We start from the raw sequence: 11,691 nt of genomic DNA on the forward strand, positions 1-11,691 counted from the left end.
GTGCAGCGCTAAATGTTGCTGTAAATTTGTATCATAAACAAGAAAGGAAATTTATGTCACAGTTTATTTTGCACAAATCAAATACCAGAGGCCATGCCAATCACGGATGGTTAAACGCTCATCACTCGTTCAGTTTTGCAAATTATTACAATCCTGAAAGAATGCACTTTGGTGTTTTAAGGGTTTTAAATGATGACTTGATTGATGGCGGAATGGGTTTTGGTACTCACCCGCACGACAATATGGAAATTATCACCATTCCATTATCGGGTGCTATTGCGCACAAAGACAGTATGGGGAATTCAGCCGTGATTAAAAGCGGTGAAATTCAGGTGATGAGCGCAGGTACAGGGGTTAGCCATAGTGAGTTCAATGCATTGGAAGCGGAGAAGCTGAGCTTACTGCAGATCTGGTTGTTTCCAAATAAAAAGAATGTTACTCCACGTTATGACCAGATGACTTTAGACGGTGATGCACGTCATAATAACTTCCAGCAGATTTTATCGCCAAGTGCGGAAGATGCTGGTGTTTGGATCCATCAGGACGCCTGGTTTTCGTTAGGAAAGTTTGATGCCGGTTTCGAAACTGAGTATCAGATTAAAAGAAGTGAAAATGGAGTTTACGCATTTGTGATCAGCGGCGAAGTGACCATTAACGGACAAACTTTAAGTGCAAGAGATGGGTTTGGTATATGGGATACAGACCACATCAGTTTTAAAGCCAATACCGATGGTGCGGAAGTATTGTTGATGGATGTTCCAATGGAATTGAACTAATAAAACATTTTTATCATGCCTCGCAGATTTTACTTTCTGCGGGGTTTATTCGTTTTTAAAAAATATGCAAACTATCATACTTTACATCGGGAGAGATACAGAAATTACAGTGGTGATGAATCGTTTACTAAATGCCAGGCCGGAGTGGAAAGGCATTTGTGTGTGTTCAGATGAGGAAGCGGTTGCCATTTGTAAAGCACAGCACATTGATCTGGTTTTACTTGGTAACGGAATAGACCATGAAGCAGAAAAAGCTTTAAAGGTAAGTATGCTGGAATTGCGACCCGGTTTAAAAATTATTCAGCACTATGGTGGTGGAAGTGGTTTGCTTTACGGAGAAATTATGACCGCATTACATCAGGTGTAATGCGGTTTTTATTTCTAACTAATGTACTCTCTGTCTTCGTCGCTCAACTCCTTTTTGTTTGCAGGAGTCGATTGATTCCTTTCAATTTCATCGTCGTAGCTGCTGATTGTTTTGCGTGGACGACCAGCTACAAAGCCAATGATGAATCCGATTACAATACAGATGCCGATGACCAGAAGTTTAGATACTGGAACCGTTGCGACAAGAAAATCGAAATCAACGGGTTCGGTGTTCACCATCAGAAATACGGTAAGCAATACAGTTAAGATGATGATGAAAATGGTTTTTCCACTCATGGTGTTAAAAGCTATAATTAAATGAAAACTCTAATATCGGATTTTGATTGTATATCTTGTGAACAAAAACCAACCTCGCTCCAACATCTACAACAGGCTGATACCTCAAAATGTTTAAGCTACTGTTTAATTCTAATCCAAAAGTTTTAGGTTCCCCGATATTGGTATCAACACCGATGTTTTCATAGTGGCTAAAAAAACCTGCCCTGAAATTTCTTACATAGGCCAGTGGGCCAAGCTCCCAGTCAGGGAATGCAAATGGAAATCGGTAATTGAACAAAAGGGTGTTTTGTAATTTACTTTTTGCTAAAATATTATTGTAACCATAAACGGTAGATATTTCGGTAGAGTATTGGTTTACGCCAGTTGCTTTCTGGTAATTGAAGCTGGCCAGGAAGGAGTGATTTTTTGCCAGTCCCGGGAAATAAAAGAAACTTTCCAAAGCCATAATCTCTCCCCCTAAATTCTTATCGAAGGGTTGGTGATTGTAGGTAGCCCGTAAAACCTGCGCCCATTTTGGAGCGATATCCCGTTCAGTAGTTCTGGTGCTGTGATTTAAAGCAAAGCTGTACTCCATTGGGAATTTAAGTTCGCGAATAAAGTTGGCAGGCATGTTTTCGGGAAGGTAGCGTTGCGTAAAACTCGTTGCGGCATTTAGGGTAAATGCATAGGTGTTATTCCTTGCATTAAATGACAATGGGAGGGAAGCATTCAGCTTGGTATAGTTCTCCCGCCAGTCGCCTTGCTGAATCGCATTTTTAGCGCGATAGAACGTTCTTCTCGGTCGGTTGCGGTAAAGTACAGTCAATACAGGATAGAGTGCCTTATAGCTGATGTCTGCCGTGTATTCGAAGCGCTTCAAATCTCTATGGAATTTTGCACCTGTGTAAACGCTCATAGTATTGAGCAGATTGTTAGATTGAAGTTCCAGTCCGAATGTATATTCGTCATCAATGGTTGGGATAATGCTATGAAAACTAAAAAGGTTCAGCGCCTGATGATAGGGTTTAGACTTGAAAATACTGTCGGGAATATTGTTGAAAACGTTTCCCGTGTTTTCCTGTTTTTCTGCCGCTGAGGCGAAGTCCACAAAAGCATCTTCGCCTATTGGTTTTGGGCTAAGTATTTGCTCAGTAATTTCGTATCCGTTTAGCTTATAGTCATTGAAGATTAGCTTACCATCTTGACTTTCGCCAGGATTGAATGCGCCATATCTGGAGTTCGTTAGTGCTTCAATTTTTTTGGTCTGCGGATCGATCGCGTAAATATTATCGGTACCATTAAAGTGCGCGTTGAACAGAATTTGTTCGCCGATAAAAACCGGCCGGCTGAGTTGTTGTCTGCTGTTCGCGATGATTATTTTTTTTGTCCCGTTTTCAAGCATACTTAAATTTTTGCCCTGTTCGCTAACGCCGATATAAGCGATCTTTTTTCCGGCTTCATCAAAAGCCGGCGTTTGTAAAATTTCATTCTCAGGATTAGGATAAGTTTTTAAAATTCTTCCCGACGAGGTTTCTATTTCAACCAGATTAAACTGATTGTTAAGTTCTACTTTGGCCGCAATAATTTTTGTTGCATCGTTCGAAAGACTGGGGGAGAAGAGGCGGCTTCGGCTGCTTAATTTCCTGATTTTTTTTGTGATGAAATCGTAGGAGCAGATTACGCTATAGCTTCTTTGTTTGTATCTTGGATCGTATCTTATTTCATCCCAGATCAGGGTATTGTTTTTGTAGCTGAACCAGGGCTGCTCCTGATAACCAATCCCGAATAATTTTTGTTCTGATTTATCATCGTTGATGATCACAAAATATCTTGCTTCCTGTTTACTTTCTTTAAGTGCCAGGATCTGATTTTTATTCAACCTTACAGGCAAAAAATAGTTGGTTGCCAGAGTGGTTTTTTTGTTGGCGGACAGGTAGTTTTCTTTCTGGTCTTTTTTAAGCTGGTTCATCCATTCTTGCTTCAGTTTTTCCTGAGTAGAAAGATAGAAATCTTTTGTGTTTTGGTTGGTGATTTTTTTAAGGCTTTGGGAGAAGGGGTAAAGTCTTAGCGGTCTTTTTCTGATGTCGCCAAGTAGGCTGTCGGAAATGAATTGTCCGTGCTGTGCCTTCATGTTCGCGACCATCGTATACCCGGTTTGATAATAGCCGGGAGTGACATCTTTATTCGATCCGAAGTATGCTTTGCTATAAGAGAATTTTTCGCCTTCCAGAATGGAGGCTCTGAAGGGCATGATCCAATTGGGCTGTCTGCCTCTTCCTGATTTCGTTAGCGCAGTTTCATTTACCACTGCATCACCTTCGAAAAACCAGGTTGGTATCCCTGCTCCGAAGTAGGCGAAATAAACCAGTTCGGGGAAAGGATGTATTTGTGTACCTGTCAATTTGTCGAACTGAGCAATATGTCGGAGCTCGTGGACAGCCAGGTTATTTAGCCAATCCTGGCTATCGAAATATTGTGGTGGGGTAGTATAGAACTCAGACTTTCGCGGAGCAAGCTGAACAAATCCATTTGCTATGGTTCCCTGGTTCTGGAGGATAAGCGGAATAGAAATTTTTTGCTGGTGAAAGCCCAGCCCAATTCTGGGGTAGATGGAGGGTAGGGTATTGGCCATTCTTTGCGCCTCCTTTTCCAGTTCCCGCGGATAGATGATTTTAAAGCCACTGGCCGAAATATAGTTCCATTTTACACTAAGTGGGTTTTGAGCACTGCTGAAAATCTGTCCAAAAACAGATGATGAAATAAGACTTAATGTCAATGCTGTTAAATGCTTGATGAATAGTTTATTATTGTTGTTTTTTATCTTCATTTAAATAGTTTGCTAAAATATTTAGTTTTTCGTTTTTTTCGAATGTCAACCTTTATGGTTTTTTAATTTAGTTAATATTTGTTAAAGCATTGATTTTTAAATTATTATTTGTTTTGTAAAATTTCAGATAATGTGCGTTACTGCCGCTTTTATTTATCTCTAAATTACCTCTGCTTAGTAATATTATACATTTTTTGAAGGATGCCAATAACGATCTTAAATTACACTATTTAAATCATTTTCTTCGAAAAAAACATCAGCAATACTGGATTTAGGTTACCCATATTTCGGCTAGGTTGAAGAATACAACATTATAGTTATTAGGTATAGAATGCTGAATGTGTAGTCAAAGTTATCGGTTCTTTGGAATTGCTAATTCACTTTTTTTGAAACCGAAGAATTAAAGTAGTGTGTTTGCGTGGTGGTTTTGGAAGGGTTGGCGGATTTAGGCCACTTAGGCCAGGTTGGTTTTTGTACTACTCTTCAAGAATAAAGTCTGATAAACAACCACAAGATTTTTCAGCTGCTCTATATATTAGTGCCATTATGTCATGTTTCGAATTTCGTAACTGGCTTTCTAATTTTGTTTACTTCATATGGCTCTGGCCCTTGTGATCCTTTTTAGAATAATGGACCATCGCTATATAGCTGATAAGATTCGCTGATTGCCGGGTCGAATTGCCTAGATTGTGATCGGTTTGGAGTTAATATATTCTATATTTCAGATGTCTTGTTTGCCGAATTTGTATACAAATCATGCTGAATTAGTGCTGAAAACAGCCGCTTAATTGGGTTTCTTTGCGATATTCGCTCATTGACGACTTTAACCGTAATTTTATTGAAAATTATTAATAAATATTTAAATTACTGATTATTAGTGTTTTGTGTCTTTGTTTTGGCTTTTTGCTCAAAATGTGTTCCCGGCTTACTGTTTCCTCAAATACGGCCTCTTTGGCTCAATTCATTAGCCTTCACATGTTCTTTTTTGCCTGAAGTTCTAGTGTGATAGGCCGTGCTTTTGGATTCATAAATGTAAGCGCATCAGCTATATTTAGTTTCATGTTGAGCTTGCATTTACGCATTGTGCTTATGAAATTATACCTGTAGATTTTGTTGTTTTCTGGGTGTTTCCAAGGCTCTTGAAACTCACCGTAAGGTAGCTTTTAATCGTAAATTTTGATGCCTGGAATTGTTGTTGGAATATGTTTACTATTCCCAGATTAATGAATGTTTTCTATCTGTATAGAGGGGGGTATTTGAAGCCGCTTTTGGCAGTGCTTTTTTATAATTTATTTCTTCTTTTCTTATAGATTGGATATAAGAAAATCGACCCGATGATAATCGCTGCACCAGTGTAAAAACCAGTTGTCATTTGTTCATTATTTTTAAAGAAAATAAAGGCTAAAAACACGCCGTAAACAGGCTCCAGATTGGTGATTAAAGCCACTCTGAAAGCGGATAAAGTTCTCATTACAGATACGCCTGCTACATAGGCAACAGAGGTGCAAAAGGTTCCTAGAATTGTAATGTAAATCCAATCTGTGATGCTGAGATTAAACGGTGTATGCATTAAAGATCCGTCGTAAACCCTGTATAATGTGATCCAGCATAGCGCGCCCACCAGTTCGTAAAATCCGATGATTGAGGGTTCACTTTTTTGAACGAGTGTGGAATTAATGGTTGAAAATAAACTCGACGCAACAGCTGCAAGCAAACCGAAAATAATACCTAAAGTGTATTGTGTTTCAAATTTAAAGATCAGGTAAATACCAAGAATAATCAAAAGGCCGACAAAAATGTCGCCGATTTGCAAAGGCTGTTTTTTTATCAGCGGTTCAAAAATTGCCGTAAATAAAGTGAATGAAGAGAGGCATACCAGCGTAACCGAAACGGTGGAAACTTTGATGGCATAAAAGAAGAAAATCCAATGGATGGCAACAATTCCTCCAGTTAAAATAAACTGAATGAATTGTTTTTTTGTAACCTTAATATTCTTTTTTGATAACAAAAACCAGGCGAAAAGCGTGGCACTGGCGATCAAAACCCTATACCATACTAGTGGCACAGCATCAATGGAAATTAGCTTTCCAAGTACGCCCGTAAAGCCCCAAACCAGTACGGTGAGGTGTAGGATTAACAGGTTCTTTTTATTGTCGTCCATCGACTATTTTGGTGCTCTTTTAAGTAAGTAAAAGCCTAAGATGGCAAAGAAAATTGTGGGCATGATTACGGCTGCCAATGGAGGAAGTCCACCTTTGGTCGAGAACATTTGTGTGAACTGGTTGAATACAATATAGGCGAAGCTGATGAAGATTCCGATCCCCAGAGAAACACCTACTCCACCGCGAACTTTACGTGAAGAAAGGGCCACTCCGATAAGGGTAAGTACATAGGCGGAAAGGGGGTGAAAGAAGCGCTTGTAGCGCTCAAACTGCAGGTCGTTCATTACGCCTGTTCCCCTTGTTTTTTCCTTCCTGATTTTATCAGACAATTCCTTTGTAGTGAGGTTCTGAACCACGTTATCATAGGCTGAAAAATCATCCGGCCTCATATCAAGTATCGTATCTTTAAGCTTTCCGTTCCCGTAAATCATGGTTTCCTTTAAGCCATCTATTTTACGTATGGAGTAGTTGCTCAATTGCCACTTTCTCTTCAGTGAATCCCATTTAATACTTTCTGCAACGATCTTTTTAGTCAATACGTCGCCGTTAAAGTTGTCTAGTGAAAACCTGTACCCGTAATTGGTTTTGTTGTCAAAATTATCAATGTATATATAGGTCTTGTTATCCAGTTTCATGTGGATATTTGACTTCGTTGACGGATCATTTCTTTTAACAAAGGTGTTCTCAAAGTTATTTTTCAGGGTATTGGTATAAGGCAGAATATACAGATTGGAAACCAGGTTTGCTGAGAAAATCACGCTGGCGGAAATGAAGTAAGGAAATAGGAATCTGTTAAAGCTGACCCCCCCACTGAGTATGGGTACTATTTCAGTTTGATCGGCCATCTTTGCGGTAAAGAATATTACTGCAATGAAGTTGATCAATGGAGACAGCATGTTTACATAAAAGGGGATGGAGCCTGCGTAGTATTTGGAAAGAATGCCCCAAAGACTGAGTCCGCTTTTCATAAAATCATCCATCTTTTCAGATAGGTCAAATACCACGATGATGATCACAAAAATGGCAAGTGTGTAAACAAATGTACCCAGGTACTTCCCTATGATATATTGATCGATGATTTTAATTTTCCCTTTTAGTAGACTCATTTTTATAGTTTGTTACCTAAAACTTTAACCATTTTGTTTTTCCAGTCATAGAACTCTCCTGCTATAATTTTTTCACGTGCCTGTTTTACCAGCCAAAGATAAAAGTGAAGGTTGTGTAGTGTTGCGATTTGTGCACCAAGCATCTCATTACTGTGAACCAGATGGCGTAAATATGCTTTGCTGGTTACCTGATCTGCATGCAAATCACTTTCATCATCTAATGGAGAAAAATCGTTTTCCCATTTCTTGTTCCTGATATTTATGATCCCGTTTCTGGTGAAAAGCATTCCATTACGTGCATTTCTGGTTGGCATTACACAATCAAACATATCTACCCCCAGTGCAATGTTTTCGAGGATGTTGATTGGCGTGCCTACACCCATTAGATAACGCGGTTTTTCGTATGGTAATATGTCGCATACAATTTCCGTCATGGCATACATTTCTTCAGCAGGCTCGCCAACGGATAGCCCTCCGATAGCGTTACCATCGCGGTTCATACTTGCAATAAATTCGGCAGACTTAATTCTTAAATCTTTGTAAACTGATCCTTGCACGATGGGGAAAAGCGTTTGGTCGAAGCCGTATTTAGGTGATGTATTATCGAAATGTGTGCAGCAGCGTTGTAACCAGCGGTGTGTCATTTTGATTGACTCTGCTGCATAGGTATAATCGCAGGGGTACGGTGTGCATTCATCGAAGGCCATAATGATGTCTGCACCGATAGTACGTTGAATATCCATGGCGTATTCAGGTGTAAACAGGTGTTTAGAGCCATCAATGTGGGAGTGGAAAGTTACGCCTTCCTCCTTGATCTTACGTACTTTACTCAAGGAATAAACCTGATAACCGCCGCTATCTGTCAGGATCGGCCGATCCCATCCAATGAACTGATGTAAGCCCCCTGCTTTTTCCAGAATATCCAACCCTGGTCGCAGGTACAAATGATAGGTATTTCCGAGGATGATCTGAGCATCGATATCCTGCTTCAACTCGCGCTGGTGTACGGCCTTAACAGTTCCGGCGGTACCAACTGGCATAAAAATTGGTGTCTGTATTTCGCCGTGTGCAGTTGTAACTGTTCCGGCTCTGGCTTTAGACTGGGTGTCTTTAGCCTGTAAACTAAATTTCATCTGTATCTTTTTATTTTCTCCATGTCGAAATGGAGTTTCCTACATCAAAATACTTCTTAACCATAGCTAATTGGCGTTTTGATGCCGGACGGTTAACATGTATTTTTTCTCGTCAAAAATCTTTCAAAAATAGCAAAAATTGAGGGCATATTTTTCTTTAATTTTTTTCCACATAAAGGCGTATTACAGATTAAAAATGAGAAATTTGAACCTATTTATTTCATCATTGTGATATTAACCCCTATAGAAATTATTCTGCTCTCCACTCTGGTATTTTGCCTGCTAGTACAGTTATATTATGTATTGTTTGTTCACCTTAAACTGGCGAATGCTATAGTTGAAGACGTTCCGGTTGTTTCCCGAAAACCAGTTAGTGTTGTTGTTTGCGCACGGAACGAGGTTGCAAATTTAGGTACATACCTGCCAACACTAATGACTCAAAATTACCCGGAATATGAAGTTGTCGTTGTTAACGACCGTTCATGGGATGGAACGGAAGAGTTACTGGAGCAGATGGCTAAGAAATACGGTAATCTGAAGGTGGTAAAGGTGCTGGACAACGATAAGTTTTTAGCCGGTAAGAAATTCGCGGTTACCATGGGTATTAAAGCCGCAAAGTACGACTGGCTTGTATTTACAGATGCGGATTGTACTCCGGCTTCGGATAACTGGCTGATGGATATGCAACAGCCTGCGGATGAAAATACTGAAATTGTATTGGGTTATTCCCCATACCTTAAAAGGCGTACTTTGCTTAACGCCCTGATCCGTTTTGAGACTTTTTTCACTGCCGTTAACTATCTTGGATTTGCTTTAAAAGGGATGCCATACATGGGGGTGGGTAGAAATATGGCTTATAAAAAGTCTTTGTTTTTTAAAAACAAGGGTTTTGCTGCGCATATGCATATTCCTTCAGGCGATGATGATCTGTTTGTAAATGCTCACGCTACTAAATACAACACAGAAGTGAGGTTGAATAGTGAGAGTCATGTATGGAGCGAACCTAATCGCACCTGGGCTGGTTATCTGAGACAAAAGAAACGTCATTTTGGTGCCGGAAAATTGTATAAAGCAAAACATAAATTTATCCTGAGTCTACAAATCGTTATGCAGTTTATGTTTTACGGATTATTTGCTGCATGTATGTTTTTAAGCAGAGAAGCCCAGTATTTAGCTGGTGGAGTACTTTTGTTAAGTATCCTGATCCGATGCTTTGTATACCCAAAGTTGTTGAAAAGACTGAACTATGGAGATTTGCGTTGGTGGTTCCCAATTTTAGATATACTTTTGTTCCTGTTTCTAACCCTCAACGGATTTCTCGCCATGTTTGGCAAGAAAAAAGTTAACTGGAAATAAATTATACTTATAAGAATTACAATATGGCTGATGTAAAACCTGATATCATTTTAAAATATTTTCCTGATTTAACCTACAAACAGATCGATCAGTTTTCACAGTTGTTTGATTTATATGTGTTTTGGAATGCTCAGATTAATGTGATTTCGAGAAAAGATATCGAAGAGCTGTACGAGCGCCATGTGCTTCATTCTCTTGGAATTGCCAAAGTATGTACATTCAGAAAGGGTGAGTCTGTTTTAGATGTTGGAACGGGTGGTGGTTTTCCCGGTATTCCGCTGGCCATATTATTTCCTGATACGCAGTTTCATCTGGTTGATTCGATTGGTAAGAAGATCAAAGTGGTAAAGGAAGTGGCATCTGCACTGGGTTTGGATAACTTAAAAGCCGATCATTTAAGGGCAGAACAAATCAAAGATAAATTCAATTTTGTAGTTTCCCGGGCTGTAACCCGCTTGGGTGAGTTTTATCCCTGGATTCAGGGTAAGTTCAAGAAAGATAGCCTGAATGCCATTCCAAACGGTATTTTGTATCTTAAAGGCGGGGACTTGGCTGAGGAAATCAAAGAATCAAAACTGAAAGCAGAGTTGTATCCGCTTTCAGAATATTTTGAGGAGGAGTTTTTCGATACCAAATACGTGGTTTATGTACCGCAATAATTTTTGTTAAAGGCCTGTAACGGGCCTTTTTTTCTTTTAAATAATCGACTAGAATTTATTTACTTTTTGTGGATTATCCCTCATCAACATTTTATCTTTTAAAGTTTCCTGCAGTTGGGATTGCTTGTCGATGCTTTTTACAACGTTTAAAACCACGTTGGCAGCATCACTAAAAAATTGTCTGGTGATGGTACTGTATTCATCAGTTGCCTTGTGGTAATCTTTATGGTCTTCAACGCCAAAGTATAAAAAGGGAATGTTCTTAGCATTGAAGGCGCCCTGATCGCTTTGGTTAGTCCAGTCATCATGTCCAAGCTTTGGATCATCGTGCCCTAATATGACCTTGATTTCTTTTCTATTCGTATCTACATATTTTTTCAGTTCAGGATATTTGAACGTACCGCTAACATAAAGTTCGCCCTTATCGCTATGACTGATCATGTCCATGTTTAAATTAACTGCAATGGTATTGATGGCAACGGGAGGGTTGGCGACAAAGGCTTTGGCGCCCTGAAGTCCCATTTCCTCAGCATCGAAGGCGGCGAAAATAATGGTGTTCACAGGTTTATTCTTTGCAAAGTAGGCGGCAATTTTTAACAGGCCTGCTGATCCTGAAGCATTATCATCCGCTCCGTTGAAAACCTGGTCTTTAACCACTCCCAGGTGATCGTAGTGTGCAGAAACCACGATTATATTCGTAGTTTTGCCGGGAATATAGCCGATTAAGTTTGTCCCGTTCACTTTTGTTCCACCGCGTGAGTTGAATGTAAATTCCTGAGCATAGTTAACGTTTTGCGGGTATGACTTCAGGCCTAGCTTCTGAAACCTTTCCCTGATATAAGCACGGGCCATTTCTGCACCTTTAGTGCCCGTTTTTCGACCCTGGTAAGCATCAGAAGAAAGCACTTCTACATCTTTGAGCAATTGGGTGTCTAATTTACCTGTTCCTGATGCGGTTTGATTTTTAACTGATGAACAGCTGCTTAGCAAGATGGCTAAGGGAAGGATATATAGTATTTTCATTTTA

10 protein-coding genes are annotated in these 11,691 nt (G+C 39.6%); 4 read left to right on the forward strand and 6 right to left on the reverse strand.

The features are described from left to right. The first annotated feature begins 53 nt into the window (after nt 1–53). Complete coding sequence (locus AC570I_RS13605; protein ID WP_497405856.1) at nt 54–776, forward strand: pirin family protein; 723 nt, start codon at nt 54–56, stop codon at nt 774–776. Between the two features lie 64 nt (nt 777–840). Next, nucleotides 841–1,143: a hypothetical protein gene (locus AC570I_RS13610; protein WP_497405857.1), complete on the forward strand. Its 303-nt coding sequence runs from the start codon at nt 841–843 to the stop codon at nt 1,141–1,143. A 14-nt stretch (nt 1,144–1,157) separates the two neighbouring features. Here the strand turns inward: AC570I_RS13610 and AC570I_RS13615 are convergent, their stop codons facing one another. The 5 genes from AC570I_RS13615 to tgt all read right to left on the reverse strand — a co-directional run bounded on the left by AC570I_RS13615 (nt 1,158) and on the right by tgt (nt 8,649). Beyond that, complete coding sequence (locus AC570I_RS13615) at nt 1,158–1,439, reverse strand: LapA family protein (protein ID WP_047799370.1); 282 nt, start codon at nt 1,437–1,439, stop codon at nt 1,158–1,160. Between the two features lie 4 nt (nt 1,440–1,443). Beyond that, nucleotides 1,444–4,248, reverse strand: a complete 2,805-nt coding sequence (locus AC570I_RS13620) for a TolB-like translocation protein (protein WP_497405858.1) — start codon at nt 4,246–4,248, stop codon at nt 1,444–1,446. A gap of 1,282 nt (nt 4,249–5,530) precedes the next feature. Next, nucleotides 5,531–6,409, reverse strand: coding sequence for a DMT family transporter (locus AC570I_RS13625; protein ID WP_497405859.1), 879 nt, complete (start codon nt 6,407–6,409; stop codon nt 5,531–5,533). Nucleotides 6,410–6,412: 3 nt separating this feature from the next. Then, nucleotides 6,413–7,516, reverse strand: a complete 1,104-nt coding sequence (locus AC570I_RS13630; RefSeq protein ID WP_497405860.1) for an LptF/LptG family permease — start codon at nt 7,514–7,516, stop codon at nt 6,413–6,415. A gap of 2 nt (nt 7,517–7,518) precedes the next feature. Then, nucleotides 7,519–8,649, reverse strand: a complete 1,131-nt coding sequence (gene tgt, locus AC570I_RS13635) for a tRNA guanosine(34) transglycosylase Tgt (RefSeq protein WP_497405861.1) — start codon at nt 8,647–8,649, stop codon at nt 7,519–7,521. A gap of 228 nt (nt 8,650–8,877) precedes the next feature. On the opposite strand from tgt, the gene AC570I_RS13640 reads away from it, so the two are divergent. Both AC570I_RS13640 and rsmG read left to right on the forward strand, forming a co-directional pair. Next, nucleotides 8,878–10,005: a glycosyltransferase gene (locus tag AC570I_RS13640; protein ID WP_497405862.1), complete on the forward strand. Its 1,128-nt coding sequence runs from the start codon at nt 8,878–8,880 to the stop codon at nt 10,003–10,005. A gap of 23 nt (nt 10,006–10,028) precedes the next feature. Further along, nucleotides 10,029–10,664, forward strand: a complete 636-nt coding sequence (gene rsmG, locus AC570I_RS13645; RefSeq protein ID WP_497405863.1) for a 16S rRNA (guanine(527)-N(7))-methyltransferase RsmG — start codon at nt 10,029–10,031, stop codon at nt 10,662–10,664. Nucleotides 10,665–10,712: 48 nt separating this feature from the next. Here the strand turns inward: rsmG and AC570I_RS13650 are convergent, their stop codons facing one another. Continuing rightward, a complete protein-coding gene (locus AC570I_RS13650) occupies nt 10,713–11,687 on the reverse strand; it encodes a M28 family peptidase (protein WP_497405864.1) in 975 nt (324 codons plus the stop codon). Nucleotides 11,688–11,691 lie beyond the last annotated feature (4 nt).

It is taken from the genome of Pedobacter sp. A2324, from assembly GCF_059693705.1.